26 protein-coding genes are annotated in these 25558 nt (G+C 64.3%); 16 read left to right on the top strand and 10 right to left on the bottom strand.

Going from position 1 to position 25558, the window contains the following annotated elements:
• Window positions 1-31: 31 nt before the first annotated feature.
• Entirely contained in the window at window positions 32-1672 is a 1641-nt protein-coding gene (locus tag EV663_RS13050; protein ID WP_132952571.1) for a SulP family inorganic anion transporter, read from the top strand.
• A gap of 10 nt (window positions 1673-1682) precedes the next feature.
• On the opposite strand, the gene EV663_RS13045 is transcribed toward EV663_RS13050, so the two are convergent.
• The 4 genes from EV663_RS13045 to dgcN all read right to left on the bottom strand — a co-directional run bounded on the left by EV663_RS13045 (window position 1683) and on the right by dgcN (window position 5291).
• A complete protein-coding gene (locus EV663_RS13045) occupies window positions 1683-2297 on the bottom strand; it encodes an exopolysaccharide biosynthesis protein (protein WP_132952569.1) in 615 nt (204 codons plus the stop codon).
• Window positions 2298-2430: 133 nt separating this feature from the next.
• Window positions 2431-3291 carry a D-amino-acid transaminase gene (locus tag EV663_RS13040; protein WP_132952567.1) on the bottom strand — a complete coding sequence of 287 codons (861 nt, stop codon included), beginning with the start codon at window positions 3289-3291 and terminating at the stop codon, window positions 2431-2433.
• Between the two features lie 23 nt (window positions 3292-3314).
• On the bottom strand, window positions 3315-4280 hold the full coding sequence (dgcA, locus tag EV663_RS13035) for an N-acetyl-D-Glu racemase DgcA (RefSeq protein ID WP_132952565.1): 966 nt from the start codon (window positions 4278-4280) through the stop codon (window positions 3315-3317).
• A 9-nt stretch (window positions 4281-4289) separates the two neighbouring features.
• Complete coding sequence (gene dgcN, locus EV663_RS13030; RefSeq protein WP_132952563.1) at window positions 4290-5291, bottom strand: N-acetyltransferase DgcN; 1002 nt, start codon at window positions 5289-5291, stop codon at window positions 4290-4292.
• A gap of 287 nt (window positions 5292-5578) precedes the next feature.
• Here dgcN and EV663_RS13025 point away from each other — a divergent pair, with 287 nt between their 5' ends.
• The 4 genes from EV663_RS13025 (at window position 5579) to EV663_RS13010 (ending at window position 9493) form a co-directional block, all read left to right on the top strand.
• Window positions 5579-6538, top strand: coding sequence for an L-malyl-CoA/beta-methylmalyl-CoA lyase (locus EV663_RS13025; protein WP_132952561.1), 960 nt, complete (start codon window positions 5579-5581; stop codon window positions 6536-6538).
• A gap of 221 nt (window positions 6539-6759) precedes the next feature.
• The gene (gene cysK, locus EV663_RS13020) at window positions 6760-7851 is read left to right on the top strand and encodes a cysteine synthase A (protein WP_132952559.1); all 1092 of its coding nucleotides are present in this window, start codon (window positions 6760-6762) and stop codon (window positions 7849-7851) included.
• Between the two features lie 115 nt (window positions 7852-7966).
• Window positions 7967-8926 carry an acetyl-CoA carboxylase carboxyltransferase subunit alpha gene (locus tag EV663_RS13015; protein ID WP_132952557.1) on the top strand — a complete coding sequence of 320 codons (960 nt, stop codon included), beginning with the start codon at window positions 7967-7969 and terminating at the stop codon, window positions 8924-8926.
• Between the two features lie 90 nt (window positions 8927-9016).
• On the top strand, window positions 9017-9493 hold the full coding sequence (locus tag EV663_RS13010; RefSeq protein WP_132952555.1) for an Lrp/AsnC family transcriptional regulator: 477 nt from the start codon (window positions 9017-9019) through the stop codon (window positions 9491-9493).
• 100 nt (window positions 9494-9593) lie between these two features.
• Here the strand turns inward: EV663_RS13010 and EV663_RS13005 are convergent, their stop codons facing one another.
• Complete coding sequence (locus EV663_RS13005) at window positions 9594-11192, bottom strand: phosphoenolpyruvate carboxykinase (protein ID WP_132952553.1); 1599 nt, start codon at window positions 11190-11192, stop codon at window positions 9594-9596.
• Window positions 11193-11487: 295 nt separating this feature from the next.
• Here EV663_RS13005 and EV663_RS13000 point away from each other — a divergent pair, with 295 nt between their 5' ends.
• From EV663_RS13000 to EV663_RS12970, 7 genes are read left to right on the top strand one after another with little or no spacing between them, the layout of a single operon-like run.
• Entirely contained in the window at window positions 11488-12189 is a 702-nt protein-coding gene (locus EV663_RS13000; protein ID WP_132952551.1) for a response regulator transcription factor, read from the top strand.
• Between the two features lie 23 nt (window positions 12190-12212).
• A complete protein-coding gene (locus EV663_RS12995; protein WP_132952549.1) occupies window positions 12213-13916 on the top strand; it encodes a sensor histidine kinase in 1704 nt (567 codons plus the stop codon).
• A gap of 15 nt (window positions 13917-13931) precedes the next feature.
• Window positions 13932-14363 (top strand): HPr kinase/phosphorylase, encoded by a 432-nt coding sequence (locus tag EV663_RS12990; protein ID WP_132952547.1) that lies wholly within the window; start codon window positions 13932-13934, stop codon window positions 14361-14363.
• Entirely contained in the window at window positions 14363-15289 is a 927-nt protein-coding gene (rapZ, locus tag EV663_RS12985) for an RNase adapter RapZ (protein ID WP_132952545.1), read from the top strand. Before EV663_RS12990 ends, rapZ begins: the two co-directional genes overlap by 1 nt.
• Window positions 15286-15678 carry a PTS sugar transporter subunit IIA gene (locus tag EV663_RS12980; protein ID WP_132952544.1) on the top strand — a complete coding sequence of 131 codons (393 nt, stop codon included), beginning with the start codon at window positions 15286-15288 and terminating at the stop codon, window positions 15676-15678. Before rapZ ends, EV663_RS12980 begins: the two co-directional genes overlap by 4 nt.
• 9 nt (window positions 15679-15687) lie before the next feature.
• A complete protein-coding gene (locus EV663_RS12975) occupies window positions 15688-15966 on the top strand; it encodes an HPr family phosphocarrier protein (RefSeq protein WP_132952542.1) in 279 nt (92 codons plus the stop codon).
• A 27-nt stretch (window positions 15967-15993) separates the two neighbouring features.
• Window positions 15994-16896: a lysophospholipid acyltransferase family protein gene (locus tag EV663_RS12970; protein ID WP_425057142.1), complete on the top strand. Its 903-nt coding sequence runs from the start codon at window positions 15994-15996 to the stop codon at window positions 16894-16896.
• Window positions 16897-17047: 151 nt separating this feature from the next.
• Here EV663_RS12970 and EV663_RS12965 read toward each other — a convergent pair whose 3' ends face one another.
• Window positions 17048-17923, bottom strand: coding sequence for a 3-hydroxybutyryl-CoA dehydrogenase (locus EV663_RS12965; protein WP_132952540.1), 876 nt, complete (start codon window positions 17921-17923; stop codon window positions 17048-17050).
• A gap of 151 nt (window positions 17924-18074) precedes the next feature.
• Between EV663_RS12965 and EV663_RS12960 the strand changes: the two genes are divergently transcribed.
• Window positions 18075-19010 (top strand): DUF6473 family protein, encoded by a 936-nt coding sequence (locus EV663_RS12960; protein WP_207904432.1) that lies wholly within the window; start codon window positions 18075-18077, stop codon window positions 19008-19010.
• On the opposite strand, the gene EV663_RS12955 is transcribed toward EV663_RS12960, so the two are convergent.
• From EV663_RS12955 to EV663_RS12940, 4 genes are all read right to left on the bottom strand, one after another.
• Window positions 18953-19879: an electron transfer flavoprotein subunit alpha/FixB family protein gene (locus tag EV663_RS12955; RefSeq protein ID WP_132952538.1), complete on the bottom strand. Its 927-nt coding sequence runs from the start codon at window positions 19877-19879 to the stop codon at window positions 18953-18955. The genes EV663_RS12960 and EV663_RS12955 overlap by 58 nt on opposite strands.
• Before the next feature lies 1 nt (window position 19880).
• Window positions 19881-20642: an electron transfer flavoprotein subunit beta/FixA family protein gene (locus EV663_RS12950; protein ID WP_132952536.1), complete on the bottom strand. Its 762-nt coding sequence runs from the start codon at window positions 20640-20642 to the stop codon at window positions 19881-19883.
• A gap of 186 nt (window positions 20643-20828) precedes the next feature.
• Complete coding sequence (locus tag EV663_RS12945; RefSeq protein WP_132952534.1) at window positions 20829-21401, bottom strand: cob(I)yrinic acid a,c-diamide adenosyltransferase; 573 nt, start codon at window positions 21399-21401, stop codon at window positions 20829-20831.
• An 82-nt stretch (window positions 21402-21483) separates the two neighbouring features.
• Window positions 21484-22314 (bottom strand): SDR family oxidoreductase, encoded by an 831-nt coding sequence (locus tag EV663_RS12940; RefSeq protein ID WP_132952531.1) that lies wholly within the window; start codon window positions 22312-22314, stop codon window positions 21484-21486.
• Between the two features lie 51 nt (window positions 22315-22365).
• Between EV663_RS12940 and EV663_RS12935 the strand changes: the two genes are divergently transcribed.
• From EV663_RS12935 to EV663_RS12925, 3 genes are all read left to right on the top strand, one after another.
• On the top strand, window positions 22366-24672 hold the full coding sequence (locus tag EV663_RS12935; protein WP_132952529.1) for a DNA topoisomerase IV subunit A: 2307 nt from the start codon (window positions 22366-22368) through the stop codon (window positions 24670-24672).
• 61 nt (window positions 24673-24733) lie between these two features.
• A complete protein-coding gene (locus tag EV663_RS12930; protein ID WP_165910197.1) occupies window positions 24734-25384 on the top strand; it encodes a hypothetical protein in 651 nt (216 codons plus the stop codon).
• 80 nt (window positions 25385-25464) lie between these two features.
• A partial coding sequence (locus EV663_RS12925) for a GTP-binding protein (RefSeq protein WP_018590913.1) occupies window positions 25465-25558 on the top strand: 94 nt, incomplete at its 3' end.

Here is a 25558-nt window from a genome sequence, read left to right as displayed (position 1 = left end):
GGGAGGGAAGGCGCAAGTCTCAGAGACAGCCATGCACGAACCTGCCCCCCTGATCCAGCAATTCACCCCCAAGATCTTCTCGGTCCTGACCGAGGGCTATGGCTTGCGCGGTCTGCGCGCCGACCTGGTCGCGGGCCTGACCGTCGCGGTGGTGGCGCTGCCGCTGTCCCTGGCCATTGCGATCGCCTCGGGCGTACCGCCGGACCGGGGGCTGATCACTGCCATCGTGGGGGGGGTCCTTGTCTCGCTGCTGGGTGGCAGCCGGTTCCAGATCGGCGGGCCGGCGGGGGCCTTCATCGTGCTCGTCATGGCCACGGTTCAGCGCCATGGGCTGGACGGGTTGATGCTGGCGACCTTCCTGTCAGGCCTGTTCCTGGCGCTGGCCGGGGGGCTCAGGCTGGGCGGTTTCGTCAAGTTCATCCCCTATCCCGTTACGGTTGGGTTCACGGCGGGGATCGGCGTGATCATCCTGGCCAGCCAGATGCGCCCGTTTCTGGGGTTGAACCTGGAGGGACCAGAGCCCGGGCCTTTTCTCGAAAAGCTGCCGGTCCTCTGGGCGGCGTTGCCTACGTTCGGCCCGTTGAACCTCGCGTTGGGCCTCGGCGCCTTTGGCCTGATCGCTGTGCAAAGGCGTATCGCCCCGCAGGTGCCGGGGATGCTGCTGGCCATCGTGCTGGCGGGGCTGACCGTGTGGCTGCTTAATTTGCCTGTGCCCACCATCGGCAGCGCCTATGGCGGCATTGCTGCCGGCCTGCCCGCGCCGCATCTGCCTGATTTCACGCTGGCCAAGGTGCAGGCCGTGCTGCCCGACGCGCTGGCCTTCACGCTGCTGGGGGCCATCGAATCCCTGCTTTCTGCCGTGGTTGCCGATTCCATGACCGGGCGGCGGCACCGGTCCAATGCCGAACTGATCGGGCAGGGGGTGGCGAACATGGGCTCGGCCTGTTTCGGCGGGTTTTGCGTGACCGGCACGATTGCGCGCACCGCGACCAACGTGCGGGCCGGTGCGCACGGGCCGGTGGCCGGCATGATTCATGCGCTGGCGCTTTTGCTGGTGATGCTGCTGTTTGCCCCGTTGGCCGCGGCGATTCCGCTTGCCGCGCTGGCGGGTGTCCTGGTTTCGGTCGCGTTGCACATGATCGACCTGCGGGCGATGCGCAGTCTTGCGCGCACCGCGCGGGCGGAACTGGCCGTTTTGCTGGCAACCCTCGTGCTTACCGTGCTGCGCGATCTGACCGAGGCGATTGTGGTCGGGCTTGCGCTGGGGGCGCTGGTCTTCATGCATCGCATGGCGCAGATGAGCGGCGTGGACGCGATGATGGACGAGGCCAATACCGAGGCCCGCCCCGAGGATCGCGGCGATGGGCGGCAAACCGTCGTTCTGCGTCTGACGGGGGCCTATTTCTTCGGTTCCGCGCCGGTGATCGAGAACGTGCTTGACCGCATCGCTGCGCGGCCCCGTCACCTCGTTCTCGACCTGGCCGATGTCCCGCTTCTGGACATGACCGGGGCGCATAGCCTGGCGGGCTTTGTTCGCAAGGCCCGCGATAGCGGCATGTCGGTGACCCTTGCGGGGGCGCGGTCACAGCATATGGACATGCTGCGCTGTGCCGGGCTGCCCGAGGGGGTCGCCACCGCGCCCGATGCCAGGGCGGCGCGTTCATCGGGCTGACGGGCGGAGGTTAATCTATGCCGGCGGCCAGCGAGAGCGCGATGAAAACCGCCAGCATGACCGACAGCGCCCCCGCCAGCAGCCCCAGCATGGCGATGATCCCGTCTCGTTCGATCAGCCCGACACCGAACACGAACAGCGAAATCGCCGGGAACCAGCCACTGAACGGGATGGGCAGGAACAGGGTGAACGCGATGATGAACAGGAAAAGGCCCAGCAGGCGTTCATGCCGGGGGGCGAAAAGCGCCTGAAAGCGCGGTTCGAGATTGCGTTCCAGCCGACGCGTGACCGGGCGCAGCCGCACCAGCGTGCGTCGCAGCTTTTGATGGTCGATGCCGATCCGCGCCAGCCGGCCCGGTAGCCGGACATGGGGAAAGCCCAGGATCATCTGTCCCGTCGTCACCAGAACCGGCAAGGCGGTGATCAATGACGATCCGGGCGGCAATGGCAGGATCGTAACCAGCGAGAACACCACGATCGCCCAACCGAAAGAGCGCTCGCCAAGCCCTACCAGCAGGTTGCCCAGCGTCAGCGTGCCCTCTGCGTGATGCGTGCGCGACTGCCGCAGGATCGGCATGGAAAGCGACGGCCTGCGTTTGCTGCCGTCGTTCTGTCGATGCGTCATCACGCCCCCGGGATCATTGCGCGGCCTGTCTGCGTGCGACGGCGCCCGGATATGGGCGCCGATCGCGCGGCCATGGACATCTGCCGTTATAGCGGGATGCGCGACGGGCGCCACCACGCCGCGGTGCATCGTGTCAGATCGCGGCCTTGCGGCTTTGCTCGATGTAGATTTCGCGCAGGCGCCGTGCGACCGGGCCGGGCGTGCCATCCCCCAGGCTGACCCCGTCGATGGCCACTACCGGCATCACGAAGGTCGAAGCCGAGGTGATGAATGCCTCGTCGGCCTCTTTCGCCTCGTCGATGCTAAAGGGGCGTTCCTCTACCTCCATCTGCGCCTCGCGCGCGAACTGGAGCACGGCGGCACGGGTGATGCCGTGCAGGATCTCGTTGCCGAGGTTGCGCGTGACGATCCTGTTGCCGCTGACGATATAGGCGTTGTTGCTGGTTCCCTCGGTCACGAAACCGTTCTCGACCATCCACGCGTCGTCCGCGCCCGCGGCCTTGGCCATCATCTTGCCCATGGAGGGATATAGAAGTTGCACCGTCTTGATGTCGCGCCGACCCCAGCGGATATCGTCGATGGAAATCACCTTGAGCCCGGTTCGCGCGGCGGGGCTGTCGATCAGCCCCTTGGCCTGGGTGAAAAGCACCAGCGTAGGCTGGGTCGTTTCAGGATCTGGAAAGACGAAATCGCGATCAGAGGGCGCACCGCGCGTGATCTGGAGATAGATCATCCCTTCGGACAGGTCGTTCTTGGCGATCAGGTCGCGGTGGATCGTCAACAAGACGTCCATACCCACCGGGCTGCTCATGCCAAGTTCGTCCAGCGAGCGTTGCAAGCGCCGGGCATGGCCGGGGAAATCGATCAGCTTGCCGTCCAGCACGCTGGTCACCTCGTAGACGCCATCGGCGAAAAGGAAACCGCGGTCAAAGACCGAGACCTTGGCCTCTTCCTCGGGCAGGTAGGTCCCGTTCACATAGACTGTCCGGCTCATCGGCTTTCCTTTCGTTACGGCGTTCAGCCCCACAGGAACGCCTCGGGCGGGTGTACGCCCTTGGCGCTATAGCGCAGCGGGTGAGGCCGGTCTTCGGCCAGAAGCAGCGGCGCGTCAAGATCCGTCACCGCCGCCCCCTGCGCCACGACCACCGCGGGCGCCATCGCCAGGCTGGAGCCGATCATGCAGCCCACCATGATGCCGTAGCCCTCGGCCTTGGCCTGCTTTTCCAGCGCCATTGCCTCGGTCAGGCCACCGGTCTTGTCCAGCTTGATGTTGACCATGTCGTACTTGCCCTTCAGCGCAGGCAGCGAGGCGCGGTCGTGACAGGATTCATCGGCGCAGACGGGCAGGGGGCGCTCGATCTCGGCCAGCATGTCGTCGGCATCCGCCGGCAGGGGCTGTTCGACCATTTCCACCCCCAGCCGCACAAGGTGCGGGGCCAGGTCGGCGTAAACCTCGGCGGTCCAGCCCTCGTTGGCATCCACGATCAACCGGGCATCGGGCGCGCCCTGGCGCACGGCCTCCAGGCGGGGCATGTCCTCGGGCGTGCCCAGCTTGATCTTCAAAAGTGGGCGATGGGCATTTTTCGCGGCCGCCTCGCGCATGTCCTCGGGCGTGCCCAGCGACAGGGTATAGGCGGTGATCTGCGGTTTCGGCGTGGGCAGGCCCAGCAGTTGCCACACCCTCTTGTCCGCGCGTTTCGCGGCCAGATCCCACAGCGCGCAATCAACAGCGTTGCGCGCAGCGCCCGGCGGCAGCAAGTCCTGTAGCTGGGCCCGGTCGAAGCGTTCGGGCAAGCCTTCGATCTGGGCGGTCACGCTGTCCAACGATTCGCCGTAGCGGGCGTAGGGCACGCATTCGCCGCGCGCGATGGCGCCGTTGGCCTTGATGTGTACGGTCAGCACCTCGGCGGCGGTGCGTGCGCCGCGCGAGATGGTGAAAGCCTGCGCCAGGCGGAAGCTTTCGGGGATCACGGTCATATCCATGGGTGCAGCCTACATCGCGGCCAGCGCGTCCACCAGCCGTCCTGCGCCCTGGCGGAAGGGATCGACCGTCGGCAGGCCCATCCGTGCCTCGATCCCGGACAGACACTCCAGCGCCTCGTCTTCGGACAGCGCGGCGGTGTTGACCGAGATGCCGACGACCTGGCAGGCGGGGTTGGCCACGCGGGCCAGCGCCAGGGACGTATCGCGCAGCACCTCTAGCGTAGGCAATTGGTAATCGGGCAGGCCGCGCATGTGGGGACGCGTCGGTTCGTGGCTCAGGATCAGTGCATCGGGTTGCCCGCCATGGATCAGCGCCATCGTCACCCCGGAATAGGACACGTGGAACAGGCTGCCCTGCCCCTCGATCAAATCCCAGTGGTCGGGGTCGTTGTCCGGGGTCAGCCATTCCACCGCACCGGCCATGAAATCGGCAACCACCGCATCCAGCGGCACGCCGTCGCCGGTGATCAGGATGCCGGTCTGCCCGGTGGCGCGGAAGGTGGATTTCAGGCCGCGTGCCTGCATCTCGCGATCCATTGCCAGCGCGGTATACATCTTGCCGACCGAACAATCCGTTCCTACCGCAAGGCAGCGTTTGCCGCTGCGGCGCTTGCCATCGGCGATCGGGTATTTGACCTCGGGCACGCGCACGTCATGCAGCGCCCGGCCGGTGGCCTGGGCCACGCCGGCCAGGTCGGGTTCGTCACGCAGAAGATTGTGCAAGCCGCTGGCAAGGTCAAAGCCCTCTTCCAGGGCGGCCACGAGAATTTTCTTCCATGCCGGGCTGATGACGCCGCCACGATTGGCCACCCCGATCACCAGCGTTTTCGCACCGGCAGCCTTTGCCGCGGCGAGATCGAGGTCGGGAAGACCCAGGTCGGCCTCGCAGCCCTGCATCCGGTATTGACCCACGGCATTCTCGGGGCGCCAGTCACGGATGCCCTGCGCGACCTTGGCGGCCAGCCGGTCGGGGGCATCGCCCAGGAACAGAAGATACGGTGTTTCGATCATCGGGGCTTCCTCTTGTGTGTCGCGAGGCAGGGTAACAGCGGCTTGGGGAATGTCTTGTCGATTGCGCGCGCATACACCCTGATTGATCGAAGGATATTCCGAATGTTAACGGCTTTTCCGAATAAATATTCGACTTTTCATCTTTGCACACAATTTATGCGGCCAGGGATTGAACTTGCCCGGAAATCCGGGCGCGCCGCACTGCGGCGAAATGCCTTGCGGAGTGGGGCGCAACATCCTACCAAACGCAGCGACCCAGACGACACATCCTTACCAAGAGGACTGACATGAGTTTTCGCATCCAGCCCACGCCCGTCGCCCGCCCCAACCGTTGCCAGCTGTTCGGCCCGGGCTCGCGCCCCGCGATCTTTGAAAAGATGGCCACCAGTGCGGCTGACGTCATCAACCTGGACCTGGAGGATTCGGTCGCCCCCGACGACAAGGCCGAGGCGCGCAAGAACGTCATCCAGGCGATCGGCGATATCGACTGGGGCAACAAGCATCTCAGCGTGCGGATCAACGGGCTGGACACGCCCTATTGGTACAAGGACGTGGTTGAGCTGCTGGAAAACGCATCCGACCGGCTGGACCAGATCATGATCCCCAAGGCCGGCTGCGCCTCTGACATCTATGCGGTCGATGCGCTGGTCACCGCCGTGGAACGCGCCAAGGGCCGGACCAAGCAGATCGGCTTCGAGGTCATTATCGAATCGGCCGCCGGCATCGCCCATGTCGAGGAGATCGCCGCCGCCAGCCCGCGCATGCAGGCGATGAGCCTGGGCGCCGCGGATTTCGCGGCCTCCATGGGGATGGCGACCACCGGCATCGGCGGGACGCAGGAAAACTACTACATGCACCGCGAGGGGCAGAAATACTGGTCGGACCCGTGGCACTGGGCGCAGGCCGCCATCGTCGCCGCCTGCCGCACCCATGGTGTGCTGCCGGTCGATGGCCCGTTCGGCGATTTCTCGGACGATGAAGGCTTCCGCGCGCAGGCGCGCCGCTCGGCCACGCTGGGCATGGTCGGTAAGTGGGCGATCCACCCCAAGCAGGTGGCGCTGGCCAACGAGGTCTTCACCCCCTCGGAAGAGGCCGTGGGCGAGGCCAAGGAAATCTTGGCGGCGATGGAAAAGGCCAAGGCCGAAGGCGCGGGCGCGACCGTCTACAAGGGCCGGCTGGTCGATATCGCCTCGATCAAGCAGGCCGAGGTGATCGTGAAACAGGCCGAGATGATCGCGGGCCTGTAAGAACACGCAAACGCCATCGGCAGGAACGGGGCCCGCGCGGCCCCGTTTTTCTTTCGGACCCTGCGTGCGGGGAACACCTGTTTCGCGGCAGGCGACGTCCTGGCAATCTCGTCCTTAATTGCGCGCCCCCCGCTGCGCACAGCGGCAGGGATGTTATCTTTGCGCCAACAATCGGAGTCATCGGACCCGGCAGTGCCGGGCCTTGGAAAGGGTGTGGTGTCATGGCAGAGGACGGAAATATCCAGGCGATCAGGTCGACCGAGGGGCGCGGACGCCTGTTCGACAGTGTGCTGGACACGATCGGGGATACCCCCGCGATCCGCATCAACAATCTCGGCCCCGAACAAGTGACGCTCTACGTCAAGGCCGAGGCGTTCAATCCCGCCGCGTCGGTCAAGGACCGGTTGGCCGTCAACATCATCGAGGCGGCCGAGCGGTCCGGCGCGTTGAAACCCGGCCAGACCGTGGTCGAGGCCACCAGTGGCAATACCGGCATCGGGCTTGCGATGGTCTGCGCGCAGAAAGGCTATCCGCTGGTCATCACCATGTCCGAGGCGTTTTCCGTCGAGCGGCGCAAGCTGATGCGCATGATGGGCGCCAAGGTGGTGCTGACCCCCAAGGCCGACAAGGCGATGGGGATGTACCGCAAGGCGCAGGAGCTGGCCGAGGCGAATGGCTGGTTCCTGGCGCACCAGTTCGAAACCTCTGCCAACGCCGATATTCACGCCGCCACCACCGCGCGCGAAATCCTGGCCGATTTCGAGGGGCAGCGGCTGGATTATTTCGTGTCGGGCTATGGCACGGGCGGCACCGTGACGGGCGTTGCGCGCGTTCTGCGTGCCGAGCGGCCCAAGACCCGTATCGTGCTGAGCGAACCGGCCGATGCGCAATTGATCGCCAGCGGGCAAGAACAGGGACGCAACGCGCAAGGCGAGGCGAGTGAGAGCCACCCGGCCTTTTCCCCGCATCCGATCCAGGGCTGGACCCCGGATTTCATCCCTCTGGTGCTGCAAGAGACAATCGACAATGGCTTTTATGACGAGTTGTTGCCGGTCACGGGCGCGGATGGTGTGAAATGGGCACGCGAACTGGCCGCGAAAGAGGGAATCCTGACCGGCATTTCCGGCGGTGCCAGTTTCGCAGTGGCGATGCAAGTGGCCGAACGCGCCGAACCGGGCGCGGTGATCCTGGCCATGCTGCCCGACACGGGCGAGCGGTATCTCTCGACGCCGCTATTCGAGGGCGTGGCCGAGGAGATGGACGACGAAGAGCGCGCGATTTCAGCCTCGACGCCGGGATTCCGCGTCGGCTGAGCGATCATGAAACCGCAAGGCCGTGCCATCGCGCGGCCTTGTGTCCCGTGGCCGTCTTGTTGCAAATGCCATCTGGCGCCATCATATACGCGCCGATGCAAGCGGGAGCCTGGCCATGAACTACCTCGAATTCGAAAAGCCGCTGGCTGAAATCGAAGGCAAGGCCGAGGAATTGCGGGCGCTTGCGCGCGCCAACGCGGAAATGGATGTCGAACAGGAGGCCGTCGCGCTGGACCGCAAGGCGGCCGAGATGCTGAGGGATCTTTACAAGAATCTCACGCCCTGGCGGAAATGCCAGGTCGCGCGTCACCCCGACCGGCCCCATTGCAAGGATTACATCGAATCGCTGTTCACCGAGTACACGCCGCTGGCCGGCGACCGGAATTTTGCCGAGGACAATGCGGTGATGGGTGGCCTTGCCCGGTTCGAGGATCGCCCGGTGGTGGTGATCGGCCACGAGAAAGGCTTTGACACCAAGACCCGGCTCGACCGGAATTTCGGCATGGCTCGGCCCGAGGGCTATCGCAAGGCGGTGCGCTTGATGGACATGGCCGACCGCTTTGGCTTGCCGGTGATCACGCTGGTGGATACGCCCGGCGCCTATCCCGGCAAGGGCGCAGAGCAACGCGGGCAATCCGAGGCGATCGCGCGGTCGACCGAGAAATGCCTTCAGATTGGTGTGCCGCTGGTCAGCGTCATCATCGGCGAGGGCGGATCGGGCGGCGCGGTGGCCTTTGCCACCGCCAACCGCCTGGCGATGCTGGAACATTCGGTTTACTCGGTGATCTCGCCCGAGGGGTGTGCCTCGATCCTGTGGAAGGATGCCGAGAAGATGCGCGAGGCAGCCGAAGCGTTGCGCCTGACCGCGCAGGACTTGCTGAAGCTGGGCGTGATCGACCGCATCATTGCCGAGCCCCTGGGCGGTGCGCAGCGCGGCCGCGAGGATACGATTGCCGCGGTGGGGCGCAATCTGTCGGGTATGCTGCGCGACTTGCAAGCCAGGGATCGAACGGCGCTGATCGATGAACGGCGCCAGAAATTCCTGGCCATGGGGTCGCGCGGGCTGGCCGCATAGGCGGGGGAAGGATTTTCCGCCCTGACGCGGTTGGTGGTTGCATTCGAGGGAAAAACTTCCAACCTCGGGCGGTTCTCAAGGAGAATCGTAATGGTCGACCATCCCGAATTGCCCGATCTGGACGCACTGGACCGTCGTATTCTCAGGGCGCTTCAGGTCGATGCCAGCCAGTCGCTGGACGAGATCGCCCGGCAGGTGGGTTCGTCCAAGACACCCGTGTGGAACCGCATCCGCAAACTGCGTGAGGCAGGTGTCATCCGGCGGCAGACAGTGATCCTGGATCCCCAGGCGCTGGGGCTGGGCACCTGTTTCTTTGTTCTTGTGCGCACCTCGGAACACGAGGCTGGCTGGCAGCAACGGTTCCTGGCGGCGTTGCGGGAACGCCCCGAGGTACTGGAGGCGCACCGGCTGGCAGGCGAGGTGGACTATATCCTCAAGGTGCGTGTCCCCGATGCAAAAGGCTATGACGCCTTTTACCAGGCGTTGATCCGCGATGTGCGGATCTTTGACGTGACAGCCTTGTTGTCGATGGAGGAAATCAAGGAGACGACGGCGCTGCCGCTGTGAGGTCACGCGGGCGTTGCCGTGGCGCCGTGGGTATTTTCCCCAAGAAGAAGGCCCGGTCGCGCGAACCGGGCCTCGTTTTTCATCTTGTGCGGCCGGGTGGTCAGCCGATCGCGGCCTCTTTCACGTCGTCGTCGATGAAGGGCAGGTACTGGGCGAAGTTCTCGGCGAACATGCCGACGAGCTTGGCGGCCTGCGCGTCATAGGCGGCCGGGTCGGCCCAGGTGCGGCGCGGGTCCAGCAGGACCTCGGCCACGCCCTCGACGGCCAGCGGCACCTCGAAGCCGAAATTGGGGTCCTTGCGGAACTCTGCATCGTTCAGGGAGCCGTCCAGCGCTGCGGCCAGCAGGGCGCGGGTGGCCTTTATCGGCATGCGCGAACCGGTGCCGTAGGCCCCCCCGGTCCAGCCGGTATTGACCAGCCAGCAGGTCGCGCCGTGCTTGGCGATCTTGCCGCGCAGGAGGTTGCCGTAAACCTCGGGGCGGCGCGGCATGAAGGGGGCGCCGAAGCAGGTCGAGAAGGTGGGCTCGGGTTCGGTCACGCCCTTTTCGGTGCCCGCTACCTTGGAGGTGAAGCCCGACAGGAAGTGATACATTGCCTGCGCGGGCGTCAGCCGTGCGATCGGCGGCAGCACGCCGAAGGCGTCGCAGGTCAGCATGATGATGTTCTTGGGATGCCCGCCAAGTGCCGTGTCCGACGCGTTGGAGATGTAGTGCAGCGGGTAGGCGCAGCGCGTGTTCGCGGTCAGCGAGTCGTCTTCGAAGTCGAGCTCGAAGGTCTGTTCGTCATGGACCATGTTCTCGATCACGGTGCCGAACTTGGAGGTCGTGGCGTAGATTTCCGGCTCGGCCTCGGCGGAGAGGTTGATCGTCTTGGCGTAGCAGCCGCCCTCGAAGTTGAAGGTGCCGGTGTCTGACCAGCCGTGTTCATCATCGCCGATCAGCGTGCGGGCGGGGTCAGCCGACAGCGTGGTCTTTCCGGTGCCCGACAGGCCGAAGAAGATGGCAGTATCCACCGGGTTGCCCGGCGCATGGTTGGCCGAGCAGTGCATCGGCATGATACCCTTTTCCGGCAGGAGGTAGTTCATAAGGGTAAAGACCGATTTCTTGATCTCGCCCGCATATTCGGTATCGCCGATCAGGATCAGTTTCTTTTCGAAATTCATCGCCACCACGGTTTGCGTGCGGCAGCCGTGGCGTTCGGGATCGGCCTTGAACGAGGGGCAGTTGATCACCGTGAAGCCGGGCACGAAACTGTCGAGCTCCGTGGCCTCGGGCCGGCGCAGCAGGTGGCGCGAGAACAGGCCGTGCCAAGCCATTTCTGTGATGACACGCACGTCAAGCCGGTTTGCGGCATCTGCCCCGACGTAGAGATCCTCGACGAAGACCTCGCGCCCCTTGAGGTGGTCAAGCATGTCCGCATGCAGGCGATCGAAAGCCTCGGGCGCCAGGGGGCGATTGTTTTCCCACCAGATACTGTCCTCTACATCGGGGGTGCGTACCACGTGCTTGTCCTTGGGGGACCGCCCGGTGTGTTCGCCGGTGGTCACCAGGAAGGTGCCGCCCTGGCCCAGATGCCCCTCGCCGCGGGTGATCGCCGCCTCTATCAGGGCGGGTTCGATGAGGTTGTAATGGACCTTGGCAAGGCCCGTGATGCCCTGATCTTCAAGGCGTTGATTGGGGTTCACCCGACCGGTTTGCATGGTTGCGCGCTCCTTGCCGCCGCTTGACGATGGCCCGGCTATAACATGACGGTTTGATGAAACAACCGGCCATGGGGCACCGTTAGCGCAATCATCTGAGGTTTGCGCTAACGTTAGCGCAATCATCATGCGCGAGGTTAAGGGGCGCGGGTGGTGCAAATTAGCAATGTCTCAGGATTTTTCGTCTCTGCTGGGGCAGTAAGACGGGACGATTCGAAATCAGAAGTTGAATTGTAAAAGAAAAAGGGGGAATTTGTGGAAAAAATGAGGCATTGAGCAGCACAAGGATTTAGCCATGTCACGGATCGCGCTTGTCGATGACGACAGGAATATCCTGACCTCCGTTTCCATGACGCTGGAGGCGGAGGGTTTCGAGGTCGAGACCTATAATGACGGCCAGTCTGCACTGGACGCGTTCAACAAGCGTTTGCCGGACATGGCCGTTCTGGACATAAAGATGCCCCGGATGGACGGCATGGACCTGTTGCAGCGCGTTCGCCAGAAAACCAACATGCCGGTTATTTTCCTGACCTCCAAGGATGACGAGATCGACGAGGTTCTCGGATTGCGGATGGGGGCTGACGATTACGTGAAAAAGCCGTTCTCGCAGCGCCTGCTGGTCGAACGTATCCGCGCATTGCTGCGCCGTCAGGAAGTCGTGGCCCGTGACGATGGGCCCGCGGCGGAGGAAAGCAAGGTCATGGTGCGTGGTCAGTTGAGCATGGATCCCCTGCGCCATGCGGTGACCTGGAAGGGCAAGGCGGTGTCTTTGACCGTGACCGAATTCCTGTTGTTGCAGGCGCTGGCCCAGCGGCCCGGTTTCGTCAAGAGCCGCGACCAGTTGATGGATGTCGCCTATGACGACCAGGTCTATGTCGACGACCGGACCATCGACAGCCATATCAAGCGGCTGCGCAAGAAGATGCGGCAGGCCGACCCCGATTTCGCCGCGATTGAAACGCTTTATGGCATCGGCTACCGCTATAACGAAGAGTAGTGCCGGGTAGAGGGGGCGCGCGCGTGCGCGATGCGGGTCAACACGACAAGGGCAATGTCGTTCTGGGAGAGGATTGGGTCGCACCCGCCGGCGGGCTGGATGGCGACTTGCGTGTCAGCCGTGAAAAGCGGGGCGTCATTTCCCTGAACCGTTCTCCTCTTGCGCGCAAGATCATCACCTTCAACCTGATTGCCCAGATCCTGTTGATCTCGGGCGTGCTGTATCTCAATCCGGCGCGCGACGGTCTTGTGAGCCAGCGTGAAACCGGCCTTGTATCCGAGGCCGAGCTTGTCGCCGACGTGTTCGAGGCGCTGTTGCCTGCCGATATGCCGGTGGATCTTGCCGCCGGCGACGGTGTGGACGTGGGGGCAATCGTTGCGGGGCTCGACCTTGCGCCGGGGCTCGAACTGTTGATCTTTGACCCTGCGGGCAAGCTTGTATCCCGTGCCACGGGCGATGTGCGCGCCCCGGTCAGCGGGACCCGCGCCGAGATGGAACAGCGCGTTACCGTGATCACCGATTTCCTGAACGCTGTCTGGGGCGGGTTTGCCGCGCTTTTCGGTGCCGGGTCCGATCCGGCCGTCACACCGCCACTCGAACAGCGTCTTCAGGGCCAGGTGGCCGAAACCCTCATCGATGGCGCCCGGCTTCGGACCGGGGTGGACGGTTCCGGTAACACCGCCTTTGCGGTGACCACGCCGATCCTGCAAGGCACGCAGGTGGTAGGCGTGGTGGCACTGGCCTCGGCCAATGGTGAAATCGACTGGCTGGTTCGGACCGAACGCGAACAGGTTCTCCAGATATTCGTGATCGCGATCCTCGTATCGATCGGCTTGAGCCTTGTTCTGGCATCGACCATCGCCAACCCGCTGGCCGATCTTGCCGCCGCGGCCGAGATCGGGCGCGAGCGCAATGCCCGCAAGATGAGCCCCGCACGCGTGCGCATCCCCGACCTGACTGCGCGGCCCGACGAGATCGGGCGCCTGTCCGGTGCGTTGCGCGGGATGGTGACCGCTCTCTATGACCGGATCGATTCGAATGAACAGTTCGCGGCGGATGTCGCGCATGAAATCAAGAACCCGCTGGCCAGCCTGCGTTCGGCCACCGGTACCCTGCGTATGACGCAGCGTGCGGATCAGCGTGAAAAGCTGCTGGACGTAATCGAACATGATGTGCGTCGGCTGGACCGGCTGGTCAGCGATATCTCGAACGCCTCGCGGCTGGACAGCGAACTGGTCAAGGAAGAGGAGGAGGCCTTTGACCTTGTTCGTCTGCTGGCAAGCCTGACGGAACACCTGGGCGGCGAGGCCCGCGCAAAGGGGATAGATTTCATCTCGGACCTGCCGGAGAGCGCAATCGTCGTGAACGGCCTGGAGGCCCGGTTGGCGCAGGTTTTTGTCAACCTGATCACCAACGCGATGTCGTTCTGCGACGAGGGCGACGCGGTGCGCGTCTGGTTGCGCACCCGTGACAACCGCGTGCTCGTGGTGGTCGAGGATACAGGCCCCGGCATTCCCGAACAGGCCCTGACCAAGATCTTCAACCGCTTCTACTCTGAACGTCCCGCTGGCCAGTTCGGCGATCATTCCGGCCTGGGGCTTGCGATTTCCAAGCAGATTGTCGAAGCTCATGGCGGCGTGATCTGGGCCGAGAACATCCGCCCGACAGAGGCCGATGTGACCTCTGAACCGCTGGGCGCGCGTTTTGTCGTAGGCTTGCCGCTCTGATGCGAGGAGGCGAGGATGCCGCAAACTGCTGTAACGCTGCATTCAAGCTGTGTTGCGCTTGCGGGGCGGGCTGTTCTGATCCTGGGCGCTTCGGGTAGTGGCAAGTCGGGGCTTGCGCTGCAACTGATGGCGCTGGGTGCAATGCTCGTGGCCGACGACCGAACGGTGGTGTCGGTCGATCCTGCGACCGGCGGGCTGGTTGCCTGTGCCCACGACACGATTGCCGGCCGGATAGAGGCGCGGTTCATCGGCATCCTGAATGCGCCGCGCCTGCCGCGTGCGCCTGTTGCGCTGGCCGTGGATCTTGACAGCCTCGAGGACCAGCGCCTGCCGCCCCGGCGCGAGGCGCGGTTTCTTGATCGGCCCGTGCCCTTGCTTCGGCGGGTGGATCAGCCATATTTCGCCTCAGCGATCCTGCACCAACTGACCTTTGGCCGAAGCGACTGATGTCCGACCCCGCCCAGACCGTCCCGCCCCCCGCCGCTCGCCGCGTCGTCCTGGTGACTGGCGCCTCGGGTGCGGGCAGGTCCACGGCGCTGAACGTTCTTGAGGATCTGGGTTTCGAGGCGATTGACAACCTGCCTCTGTCGATGATCCCCCGCCTGATGGATGGCCCGGATGCCGCGCCGCCGCTGGCCCTGGGCGTCGACACGCGCACGCGCGACTTCTCGGCCGCGGCGCTGGCCGAACTGATCCGGCAACTCGCTGGCGATCCGGCCACTGAGGCGGATGTGCTCTATCTCGACTGCCGCCCCGAGGTTCTGCTACGCCGCTTTTCCGAAACCCGCCGCCGCCATCCCATGGCGCCCGCCGAAAGCCCGGAGATCGGCGTCGCACGTGAACTGGACCTGCTCGAGCCGATCCGCGAACTCGCCACCATCCTGATCGACAGTTCGGACCTGACGATCCATGACTTCCGCGCCAAGATGACGGCGCGCTTTGCCGCGGGCGGTCACGCCCCGCTTGCGGTCTCGCTCAATTCCTTTTCCTACAAGCGCGGGATGCCGCACGGGCTGGACATGGCCTTTGACTGCCGGTTCCTGCGCAACCCCTACTGGCAGCCGGATCTGCGCGCTCTTGATGGGCGCGATGCGGCGGTGCTTGATCATATCGCCGGGGACGCCCGGTATTGCGGATTTGTGGATCGCCTTTCGGACCTGGCCGCGTTCGTTCTGCCCGGACATCGCGACGAGGGGCGCAGCCATATCGCCATCGGGTTCGGCTGCACGGGCGGGCAACACCGCTCGGTCGCGGTGGCAGAGGCCCTTGGAAAGACGCTTGCAGAGGCCGGTTGGCAGGTGTCAATAAGGCATCGAGAACTGGAACGGCGGACGCAAGCCGCGCCCGCCCTGGCATCGGGGAAAGGTGCGTGATCGGTATCGTGATCGTCGCACATGGGGGTTTGGCGCGCGAGTATCTCGCGGCGGTCGAGCACGTGGTTGGCCACCAGCCCGGTATTCGTGCCATTTCCATCGGCCCCGATGACGACCGCCTCGCCAAGCAGGCCGAGATCTGCGCTGCCGCGGACGCGGTGGACGAAGGCGACGGCGTGGTGGTGGTGGTCGACATGTTCGGCGGCTCGCCCTCCAACCTGTCGATCCGGGCCTGCGTGCCCTCGGACCGGCGTATCCTTTACGGGGCAAACCTGCCGATGCTGATCAAGCTGGCCAAGTCGCGCCGCTTGAACGTCACCGAGGCCACCGCCAATGCCCTGCTGGCCGGCCGGAAATATATCGACAGCTTTGATGCGGGCGGAAGGTAGGGCCCATAAATGAATGACCGCGTGATCCGCCGCCTGGAAATCGTGAACGAGAAGGGCCTGCATGCCCGCGCTTCGGCCAAATTCGTCGAATGTGTCGAGGCCCATGACGCCCGCGCCGAGGTAAGCCGGGACGGCGAGACCGCCTCGGGCGATTCGATCATGGGGCTTTTGATGTTGGCAGCCTTCAAGGGAACCACTATTCAGGTCGAAACGGCGGGTCCGCAGGCATTGGAACTCGCGGATGCGCTGGAACGGCTGGTTGCGGGCCGTTTCGGCGAAAGCATGTAACGAAACCGTCCCGAGGAGACGGCGCGCGTGGTCGACAGTTCCGAAGCTCAGCCCGTCTTGTTGCATCGTACATCCCCAGCGGTCGGGCAGGGTGATGGGACGCGTCTGGCCGATACCGGCTATGATCGGCGCCGGCTCTCCTACGCGCACAGCTTTTCCAACCCGATCCAGATGCGCACCATCCAGGCCATGGAACTGCTGACAGGCAAGCTGCATCTTCTGCGCCTGATCCGCCGGTTCGAGGCGATGGGTGTCCCCGATGGACAGGCCTTCTGGCAGCAGGCGCTTGGGGTGATGGGAATCGACCTTGTCACCCCGCAAGAGCAGATCGCCCGCATCCCCGCCCGTGGTCCGCTGGTCATCGTGGCCAACCATCCGCACGGGCTGGTTGACGGCATGGTTCTGGCCGAACTGATCGGGCGGGTGCGAACAGATTACAAGATCCTGACACGGTCGCTTCTGACCGGTGTGGGCGAAATCGAACGCTTCATGATCCCCGTGCCCTTCCCGCACGAACAGGGCGCGCTGGAACAAAATCTCGAAATGCGCCGCCGCGCGATGGCGCATCTCGAGGATGGCGGCGTGATCGCATTGTTCCCCTCGGGGGTGGTGGCGGCCTCGGAAACCATGTTCGGCCCTGCGATCGAGCGCGAGTGGAACCCCTTCACCGCCAAGATGATCCTGCGCTCGGGCGCCGAGGTGGTGCCGGTCCGGTTTCCCGGCGCGAACTCGAGATGGTACCAGATGGCCAACCGCCTGTCGCCGACATTGCGGCAGGGCTTGCTGCTCTACGAAGTGCGTCACGCGCTGAACCGTCCGCAGGCCCCTATCATTGGGGAGCGGATCTCGCGTGACGTGATCAAGGGCTGGACAAGCAATCCGCGCGGGTTCGTGGCGTGGCTGCGCGAGCTTACCCTGACGCTGTCATGAAAACGGCAAGCCAACCGCGTGCCTGGCCGACCACGTCTTTTGCGCCCTTCGGGCGAATTGGGTATTTTAACCAAGAAGAAGAGACCGTCGCGCCCTTCTTCTTGGCTGAAATACCCATGGTCCGGCGGTGCCGTCCTCCCGCCGGTGCAGGTCAGCGCGTGGGGACAGGCGTTTCACCGCGGTAGTCGTAAAATCCGCGGCTGGTCTTTCGGCCGAGCCAACCGGCCTCGACGTATTTCGTGAGCAGCGGGCAAGGGCGGTACTTGGTGTCGGCCAGGCCGTCATGCAGCACGTTCATGATTGCGAGGCAGGTGTCGAGCCCGATGAAATCGGCCAGTTCCAGCGGTCCCATCGGGTGGTTGGCCCCCAGTTTCATCGATTCGTCGATGGATCGCACGTTTCCCACGCCCTCGTAGAGCGTGTATACAGCCTCATTTATCATCGGCATCAGAATACGGTTGACGATGAAAGCGGGAAAATCCTCTGCCGAGGCGGCGGTCTTGCCCAGCGATTCGACCACGCCGAGCATGGTCTTGTAGGTAGGTTCGTCCGTGGCGATGCCTCGGATCAGTTCGACCAGTTGCATCACCGGCACCGGGTTCATGAAATGAAGTCCCATGAATTTCTCGGGCCGGTCGGTCCGGCTGGCCAGCCGGGTGATCGAGATCGAAGAAGTATTCGAAGTCAGGATCGTATCGGGCTTGAGATGCGGCTGGAGATCCTCGAAAATCGCGGTCTTGACGGTTTCGCGTTCGGTTGCGGCCTCTATGACAAGGTCCGAGGCACCGAGATCGGTCAGCGTCGTCGTGGTCGAGATGCGTCCGATCGCATTCGCCTTTTCTGCCTCGGTGATCTTTTCGCGCACCACCTGGCGACCGAGATTGCGATCGATGAGCGCGAGGGCCCTTGTCAGTGCATCTTGCGATATGTCGTTGAGCAGTACATCGTAACCTGCCAGTGCGAAGACGTGGGCGATGCCGTTGCCCATCTGGCCTGCGCCGATCACTCCGACCTTATGGATTTGCATGCAGATTCCCCCGCGCTGTTGGCGCGACCTTAAGGCCCGCGCGCGTCACCGCGCAAGGGGCAAGGGATCGGTAAAATGCGCCTGTTAGTGTCCTGGAAACCCGCATACCCGACGCTGGTGGCCGGGTAAGGTGTCACTGAGGGTGGAAAAGATGGGATATGCCGATACGGGTCTTGGTGCCCTGGATTACGGAACTTGCCGCTACGGCGCGTCGCGGTTGGCGTTTCGCGGGCCGAGGCGGGCGTTGGACAGCCCTTATTGCGCCGTGGTCGGCGGTAACGAAACCTATGGAAAATATGTGGAAAATCCCTTTGCCGCCCGTCTTGAGGCGCGTATTGGCTGGCCGGTTGTCAATCTTGGATGTGTGAATGCGGGGGTTGATGTCTTTGTCAACGAGGCCGCGGTTCTGGAGGTGGCGGCGGGTGCGCGGCTGAGCGTGATCCAGGCGATGGGGGCACAGAACCTGTCGAACCGGTTCTACGTGGTACATCCGCGACGCAACGACCGGTTCCTGCGTGCCTCGGCCATGCTCAAGGCACTGTTTCCACAAGTGGATTTTACTGCCTTCAGCTTTACCGGTCACATGCTGGGGGTGCTCAAGGCCGAGGCGCCCGCGCTTTTCCCGCTGATCGAGGGGGAATTGCGGATCGCGTGGCAGTCCCGGATGCGGACGCTTGCATCGCGTATTCCGGGCCCCAAGGTACTGTTGGTGGTGCGTGGCGCGGTGGCCGACGATCCGGTGCTGGGTCCGTCGCCGGTTTTCGTGACAGAAGAGGTGATCGCTGGGGTGGCGCCCGTTTTTGACCGGGTATTGCGGGTCACGGTCAGCGCGGCCGCGCGGAGGCAGGGCACGGTGGGGATGGTGTTCCCGGAGTCGGAGGCGCAGGTCGCCGCGGCCATGCCTGGCCCGGCCGCGCATGAAGAGATCGCACGGGCGCTGGCCTCGCTGGTGAACGATCTGGCTGTAGCAACGCGAAAACAGAAGGGCCCGCACGATGCGGGCCCCCAGGCTGGTGGAGGATGGAACAATCAGAGCTTTTCGATCAGTTCCGGCACGGCGTCGAAGAGGTCGGCGACCAGCCCGTAATCGGCCACTTGGAAGATCGGGGCCTCTTCGTCCTTGTTAATGGCGACGATGACCTTGGAATCCTTCATCCCCGCAAGGTGCTGGATCGCGCCCGAGATGCCGACGGCGATGTACAGTTCCGGTGCCACGACCTTGCCGGTCTGGCCCACCTGCCAGTCGTTCGGCGCAAAGCCCGAATCGACCGCGGCGCGCGAGGCGCCGACCGCGGCGCCCAGCTTGTCGGCCAGTTTCTCGATCATGGCGAAGTCTTCCTCGGACCCCACGCCGCGCCCGCCCGACACGATGACCCCGGCCGAGGTCAGCTCGGGGCGGTCGCTTTCGGCGGCGCTGTCCTCGATCCATTCGCTGAGGCCCGGGTTGCCGGCGGCGGCCAGGTCCTCGACCGGGGCGGCATCGCCTTCGCCGGCGGCCTCGAAGGTCGAGGTGCGGATCGTCAGCACTTTCTTGCCATCGGACGATTTCACCGTCTGGATCGCGTTGCCCGCGTAGATCGGGCGTTCGAACGTGTCGGCATCGACCACGCCCACCAGGTCGGAGATCACCATGACATCCAGCAGCGCGGCGACGCGCGGCATGATGTTCTTGGCGTCCGTGGTGGCGGGGGCGGCGATGTGGTCGTAGTCGCCCGCCAGCGACACGATCAGGTCGGCGGTGGGTTCGGCCAGGCGGTGGCCATAGATCGCATCCTCGGCGACCAGCACTTTCGCCACGCCGTCGATCTTGGCGGCGGCGTCGCCCGCGGCCTTGGCCGAACTGCCAACGCACAGCGCGGTGACATCGCCCAGCCCCTTGACGGCCGTCACGGCCTTGGCGGTGGCATCGAGTTGCAGTTCACCATTGGTGACTTCGGCAAGCAGCAGAACAGCCATCTCAGATCACCCCCGCTTCGTCTTTCAGTTTCGCGATCAGCTCGTCGACCGAGCCCACCTTGACGCCGGCCTGGCGTTCGCGCGGTTCGGCGGTCTTCAGCACGGTCAGCCGCGGGGTGGTGTCGACGCCGTAATCGGCGGCGGTCTTTTCCTCCAGCGGCTTTTTCTTGGCCTTCATGATGTTGGGCAGCGAGGCATAGCGCGGTTCGTTCAGGCGCAGGTCCACGGTGACGATGGCGGGCATCTTGACCTTGATGGTTTGCAGGCCGCCGTCGACCTCGCGCGTCACCACGGCGGCATCACCGTCGATGTCCAGACCCGAGGCGAAGGTGCCCTGGCTCCAGCCCAGAAGGGCGGCCAGCATCTGGCCGGTGGCGTTCATGTCGTTGTCGATCGCCTGCTTGCCAGCCAGAACCAGGCCGGGCTGTTCGGCGTCGATCACACCTTTGAGGATCTTGGCGACCGCCAGAGGCTCGATATCGTCGTGGATGTCCTCGGCGGCGATCACCAGGATCGCGCGATCCGCGCCCATGGCCAGCGCCGTGCGCAGGGTTTCCTGCGCCTGTTTCACGCCGATCGACACGGCGACGATCTCGTCGGCCTTGCCGGCCTCTTTCAGGCGGATCGCCTCTTCGACGGCGATTTCGTCGAAGGGGTTCATCGACATCTTGACGTTGGCGAGATCGACCCCCGTGCCATCCGCCTTGACGCGGACCTTCACGTTGTAGTCGATCACGCGTTTTACAGGCACAAGAACCTTCATCGGCGTGTCTCCTCAGGCTAGCGCGCCCCGGCGAGGCCGGGGCAGGTCAGTCGTTTGCGACGTGTTAGCGGGTCTCGAAACCGGACAACAGACCAAAATCGACACGACAGGATATTTCGACGCCACGTTTTGCCGCTTTGCGATTGTTGCGCGGTTTGTTCCGGGTGCCTTGGCGCCCCTGTTGTCCTACCGGTTGGCTCCGGGTACCCAAAGTACATCGGCGGTGCCATTTTCATTGGCGACGCGGGCCGCGACGAAGAACCAGTCGGACAGGCGGTTGAGGTATTTCACGGCTTGCGGGTTTACCGATTCCATCGTGGCCAGTTCCACCGTTTCACGTTCGGCCCGGCGCGACACGGTGCGGCACAGGTGCAGATGCGCGGCCAGCGCGGAGCCGCCGGGCAGGATGAAACTGCGCAGCGGTTCCAGGCCGGCATTCATCGCGTCGATTTCTGTTTCCAACCTTTTGACCTGCGTTTCGATCATCCTGAGCGGGGGGTATTCCGCCTCTGCATCCTTGTGCAGATCAGGGCGGCACAGATCGGCGCCGAGATCGAATAGGTCGTTCTGGATCGCGGCAAGGCGGGCGTCCATCTCGTCGGATGCATGCAGCCTTGCCAGCCCGACGGTCGCGTTGACCTCGTCTACCGAGCCATAAGAGGTCACGCGCATCCCGTGCTTGGCCACGCGAGAACCATCGCCAAGCGTGGTTTCTCCGTGGTCGCCGGTCTTGGTGTATATCTTGTTCAACACGACCATGATGTCTCCCTTTCGGTCTTGGTCATCGTCTTTGCGCGAGACATAGCGGGAACGGATGACAAGGCGACCCCCGGCCGGGATCTCACGCCTTGCCTGTCGCCCGGTCCAGTAGCCGGGTTGGTAGAATCCGTTTCAGCGCGGCGGCGACATGGGTTGGTGTCGTCACGAAATAGCGCGGCCTCGGGCGTGGCGATTCGAGGGCGTGAACGAGCTTGGCGCTGACCGCCGAGGGCGGCAACTCGAACCGGTCGGGCGCGCGATCGTGGTAAAGCCGCCTGCGCAGGGATGTGCGGTATTGCTCGGCGCGGGGCGAGCTTTCCCAGTCGATCCATTTCTCGAAATGCGGGATCGAGTTGATCCGTATGCGCGAGGTGATCGGGCCAGGTTCGATCAGGATGATCCGCAGCGGCGTGTCCGCCATTTCCAGCCGCAACGTGTCGGTCAGCCCTTCGAGGGCGTATTTGGTCGCCACATAGGCGCCGCGCCATTTCGCGGGCACGAAGCCCAGCACAGAGGAACAATTGACGATGCGCCCATGTCCTTGTGCGCGCATCACCGGGATTACGCGCGTTGTCAGGTCGTGAACGCCAAAGAGGTTGGTTTCGAAAATCTCGCGAAGCGCACCGCGCGGCAGGTCCTCGACCGCGCCGGGGCTGGCAAAGGCGCCGTTGTTGTACAGCGCGTCAAGCCTGCCTCCGGTGCGCGACAGCACCTCGTCTAATGCTGCCGCGATGCTGGCCTCGTCGGCATAATCCAGGCGGACGCTTTCCAATCCCTCGGCGCGAAGCCTGTCGCAGTCCTTTTCCTGTCGGCAGGTGGCGAAGACCCGCCAGCCGCGCCCGGCCAACCTGCGCGCCGCGTCATGGCCGATGCCCGACGAACACCCGGTGATCAGGATCGATCTTTGCGCCATGTCCCACATTCGCCTCTGGACCGTGATTTGCCCCCGCTTTACACAATATCCATGACAGACGCTACCGACAGCCCCAAGATGCACGCCCCCCTGGCCGAACCGTTGCGCCGCGCGATCGGTGAGCGATACCTGACCTATGCGCTGTCCACGATCATGGACCGGGCCTTGCCCGACGCGCGCGATGGGCTGAAGCCGGTGCATCGGCGGATTCTGTTCGCCATGCGGGAACTCAGGCTTGCCTCGTCGGGCGGTTTCCGCAAGTCGGCCAAGATCTCGGGCGACGTGATGGGCAACTATCACCCGCACGGGGATGCGGCGATCTATGACGCGATGGCGCGGCTGGCGCAGGATTTCAACGTCCGGTACCCGCTGGTGGACGGGCAGGGCAATTTCGGCAATATCGACGGCGACAACCCCGCGGCCAGCCGCTATACCGAGGCGCGCCTGACTGCCGCCGCCGAGGCGCTGATGGAGGGGCTGGCCGAGAACGCGGTCGATTTCCGTCCCAACTACGACGGCACGCTGGAAGAGCCCGTGGTGCTGCCCGCGGCGTTCCCGAACCTGCTGGCCAACGGGTCGAGTGGCATCGCGGTCGGGATGGCGACCAACATCCCGCCGCACAATATCGACGAACTGGTGGGCGCCTGCCTGCACCTGATCAAGACGCCGGATGCGCGCGACGACACGCTGTTGCAATACGTTCCCGGCCCCGATTTCCCGACCGGCGGCGTGATCGTCGAGCCGCCCGAGAGCATCGCGCAGGCCTATCGCACCGGGCGTGGCAGTTTCCGGCTGAGGGCAAAGTACGATATCGAGGATCTGGGCCGTGGCCAGTGGCAGATCGTTGTCACCGAGATTCCCTACCAGGTGCAGAAGTCCAAGCTGATCGAGCGTATCGCCGACCTGATCCAGACCAAGAAGATCCCGATCCTCGGCGATGTCCGCGACGAAAGTGCGGATGACGTTCGCATGGTGCTGGAACCGCGTTCGCGTAACGTCGACCCGGACGTCCTGATGAACATGTTGTTCCGCAATTCCGACCTGGAAATCCGGTTCAGCCTGAACATGAACGTGCTGATCGACGGGCGCACGCCCAGGGTGTGCAGCCTCAAGGAGGTGTTGTGCGCCTTCCTCGACCACCGTCGCGAGGTGCTGCTGCGCCGCTCGCGCCACCGGATGGACAAGATCGACCACCGGCTGGAGGTGCTGGAAGGGCTCCTGATCGCCTTTCTCAACCTCGACCGGGTGATCGACATCATCCGTTACGACGATGATCCCAAGGCCGCGCTGATGGCCGAGGACTGGGGCCGTGACCATGTCAGGGCGATGTCCGAAAAGGACTATGTCTCGCCGCTTCCTGCCTCGGGCGAGGGTCAACTGACCGAGGTTCAGGCCGAGGCGATCCTGAACATGCGCCTGCGCTCCTTGCGGCGGCTGGAAGAGATGGAACTGACCGCCGAGCGTGACCGGTTGATGGCAGAACGTGCCGGGCTTGAGGACCTTCTGGCCAATGATCGAGTCCAGTGGGACAAGATCGCCGAAGAACTGAAAGAGGTGCGCGAGACATTCGGCCGCAAGGCACCGGGTGGCGCGCGCCGCACCCGCTTTGCCGAGGCGGCCGAGGTGGAAGAGGTGCCGATCGAGGCGATGATCGAGCGCGAACCGGTCACCGTGGTCTGTTCGAAAATGGGCTGGATCCGCGCGATGAAGGGCCACGTGGCCGATGCTGCGGCGCTTAAATTCAAGGATGGCGACGAGGGCCGGTTCCTGATCCATGCCGAGACCACCGACAGGCTGATCCTGTTCGGCGCGAACGGACGGTTCTATACCCTTTCCGTGGCGCAACTGCCCGGCGGGCGTGGCATGGGGGAACCCGTGCGCCTGATGGTCGATCTGCCGAACGAATCCGAGATCGTGGCGCTGATGATCCACCGCCCCGGCGCGCGCTTGCTGGTAGCCTCCAGCGCGGGTGACGGGTTCGTGGTGCTCGCCGACGAGGTTCTGGCCCAGACCCGCGCCGGCAAGCAGGTGCTGAACGTGCGCGGCGAAACCGTGGCGCGGCTGTGCAAGCCTGTATCGGGCGATCACGTCGCCTGCGTGGGCGAGAACCGCAAGGTGCTGGTCTTTGCGCTGGAGGAACTGCCCGAAATGTCGCGTGGCAAGGGGGTGCGGTTGCAGAAATACAAGGATGGCGGACTGTCCGATGCGACCACCTTTACCTTGTCGGAAGGGCTGAGCTGGCGCGACCCGGCCGGGCGAACCCGCACCGAGACCGATCTTGCCGAATGGTTGGGCAAGCGTGCCGGCGCGGGCCGCATGGCCCCGCGCGGCTTTCCCCGCGACAACCACTTTACCTGAGCCGGGCGTTGCGCTGCATTCGGGGCTGCGCTATCCCGGTGCGGAACCTGACGGGGGGATCATGGTGAATTTCCGATCCGCCGCCCGCATCACGGGCGTCATGGCCGCGGTTGCGGTTCTTGCCGGTTGCGGCGCGGGGGCACGCGATCTGGACGAGGCGCCCAAGCCCTTGGGCGATTTTCGTCTTGGTTATGCGATCGTCGTCGACAAGAACGCCCAGATGGTGCCCCCCAGCCGCAAGGCCGAGGTCGGCGAGTGGCAGATTGCGTTGGAAACCGCGCTTCGGGATCGGTTCGGGCGCTACGAGGGCGAAAAGCTTTATCATATCGCCCTTAACGTGGACGGTTATGCGCTTGCCGTGCCGGGTATCCCGGTCGTTCTTGCGCCGAAATCCATCCTCGTGGTCTCGGCAAACCTGTGGGATGACGCGGCGGGCGGCAAGCTGAACCAGGAAGCCGAACAGCTTGCCGTGTTCGAGGAATTGACTGGCGATACCGTTGTCGGCTCTGGCCTGACCCGCACCCGCGAAGAGCAGATGAAAAGCCTGGCCGAGAACATGGCCAAGCGGGTCGAGACCTGGCTGGCGAAAAACCGCGAGGACTGGTTTGCCCACGATCCTGAAACGGCGATTGCACCACCCGCCCGGCCCTCGGTCGGGGCTGACGTTCAGACGGGCGCCGCCGAAGCCGGGGCCGCGCCAACAGACGCTTGATTTCTCCCCCAGCGCGGCTTAGAGAGCGCGCGATGTTGAATCGGGCCCGTGGGGCCCCCTAATCCATGAGGCGCCCGGACATGGCGAAGGCAAAGTTTGAACGCAACAAACCGCATGTTAACATCGGCACGATTGGTCACGTTGACCACGGCAAGACGACGCTGACTGCGGCGA

The sequence above is a fragment of the Rhodovulum bhavnagarense genome, from assembly GCF_004343505.1.
Classification (GTDB): Bacteria; Pseudomonadota; Alphaproteobacteria; order Rhodobacterales; family Rhodobacteraceae; genus Rhodovulum; species Rhodovulum bhavnagarense.
This window is presented reverse-complemented; position numbering and strand designations above follow the sequence as displayed.

Excerpts from the sequence above, each read along its gene's own strand:
- EV663_RS13050 (WP_132952571.1), top strand. The coding sequence starts at position 32 with ATGCACGAACCTGCCCCCCTGATCCAGCAATTCACCCCCAAGATCTTC.
- EV663_RS13045 (WP_132952569.1), bottom strand. The coding sequence starts at position 2,297 with ATGACGCATCGACAGAACGACGGCAGCAAACGCAGGCCGTCGCTTTCC.
- EV663_RS13040 (WP_132952567.1), bottom strand. The coding sequence starts at position 3,291 with ATGAGCCGGACAGTCTATGTGAACGGGACCTACCTGCCCGAGGAAGAG.
- dgcA (WP_132952565.1), bottom strand. The coding sequence starts at position 4,280 with ATGGATATGACCGTGATCCCCGAAAGCTTCCGCCTGGCGCAGGCTTTC.
- dgcN (WP_132952563.1), bottom strand. The coding sequence starts at position 5,291 with ATGATCGAAACACCGTATCTTCTGTTCCTGGGCGATGCCCCCGACCGG.
- EV663_RS13025 (WP_132952561.1), top strand. The coding sequence starts at position 5,579 with ATGAGTTTTCGCATCCAGCCCACGCCCGTCGCCCGCCCCAACCGTTGC.
- cysK (WP_132952559.1), top strand. The coding sequence starts at position 6,760 with ATGGCAGAGGACGGAAATATCCAGGCGATCAGGTCGACCGAGGGGCGC.
- EV663_RS13015 (WP_132952557.1), top strand. The coding sequence starts at position 7,967 with ATGAACTACCTCGAATTCGAAAAGCCGCTGGCTGAAATCGAAGGCAAG.
- EV663_RS13010 (WP_132952555.1), top strand. The coding sequence starts at position 9,017 with ATGGTCGACCATCCCGAATTGCCCGATCTGGACGCACTGGACCGTCGT.
- EV663_RS13005 (WP_132952553.1), bottom strand. The coding sequence starts at position 11,192 with ATGCAAACCGGTCGGGTGAACCCCAATCAACGCCTTGAAGATCAGGGC.
- EV663_RS13000 (WP_132952551.1), top strand. The coding sequence starts at position 11,488 with ATGTCACGGATCGCGCTTGTCGATGACGACAGGAATATCCTGACCTCC.
- EV663_RS12990 (WP_132952547.1), top strand. The coding sequence starts at position 13,932 with ATGCCGCAAACTGCTGTAACGCTGCATTCAAGCTGTGTTGCGCTTGCG.
- rapZ (WP_132952545.1), top strand. The coding sequence starts at position 14,363 with ATGTCCGACCCCGCCCAGACCGTCCCGCCCCCCGCCGCTCGCCGCGTC.
- EV663_RS12975 (WP_132952542.1), top strand. The coding sequence starts at position 15,688 with ATGAATGACCGCGTGATCCGCCGCCTGGAAATCGTGAACGAGAAGGGC.
- EV663_RS12965 (WP_132952540.1), bottom strand. The coding sequence starts at position 17,923 with ATGCAAATCCATAAGGTCGGAGTGATCGGCGCAGGCCAGATGGGCAAC.
- EV663_RS12960 (WP_207904432.1), top strand. The coding sequence starts at position 18,075 with ATGGGATATGCCGATACGGGTCTTGGTGCCCTGGATTACGGAACTTGC.
- EV663_RS12955 (WP_132952538.1), bottom strand. The coding sequence starts at position 19,879 with ATGGCTGTTCTGCTGCTTGCCGAAGTCACCAATGGTGAACTGCAACTC.
- EV663_RS12950 (WP_132952536.1), bottom strand. The coding sequence starts at position 20,642 with ATGAAGGTTCTTGTGCCTGTAAAACGCGTGATCGACTACAACGTGAAG.
- EV663_RS12945 (WP_132952534.1), bottom strand. The coding sequence starts at position 21,401 with ATGGTCGTGTTGAACAAGATATACACCAAGACCGGCGACCACGGAGAA.
- EV663_RS12940 (WP_132952531.1), bottom strand. The coding sequence starts at position 22,314 with ATGGCGCAAAGATCGATCCTGATCACCGGGTGTTCGTCGGGCATCGGC.
- EV663_RS12935 (WP_132952529.1), top strand. The coding sequence starts at position 22,366 with ATGACAGACGCTACCGACAGCCCCAAGATGCACGCCCCCCTGGCCGAA.
- EV663_RS12930 (WP_165910197.1), top strand. The coding sequence starts at position 24,734 with ATGGTGAATTTCCGATCCGCCGCCCGCATCACGGGCGTCATGGCCGCG.